We start from the raw sequence: 272 nt of genomic DNA, 5'->3' as shown, positions 1-272 counted from the left end.
CGTAAGCAGTGTTCTTAATTTTTTTAATTTGACTGTTAATGCCTTCAAGAAAACCATTTGAGTAGTGATAGCGCAAAGCATTGGAAACTTGTTCCTGATACTTTTTCAGCGATTTAATCGATTGATCCATGCGATTATTTAGCGCGTAATAATTGTTCAGAGTTCGTTCGAGTGCAGTCACATCACGCTCCTTAACTGCCGAAAGAATCGCTTGATAAGTTTCATATGCGGTACGGAAGTCGGAATCTAAATCAAGGCACATGGCAATCAGG

Annotated in this window: 1 protein-coding gene; it reads right to left on the bottom strand. The window is 39.3% G+C overall.

The window, feature by feature from the left end; translation table 11 throughout:
• The coding region (locus HC026_RS12595; RefSeq protein ID WP_168926231.1) for a transposase at positions 1-272 on the bottom strand (272 nt) is incomplete at both ends.

This window comes from Secundilactobacillus angelensis (assembly GCF_012641075.1).
GTDB lineage: Bacteria > Bacillota > Bacilli > Lactobacillales > Lactobacillaceae > Secundilactobacillus > Secundilactobacillus angelensis.
Note: the sequence above shows the minus strand (reverse complement) of the source record. Positions and strands in the feature narration are given on the sequence as shown.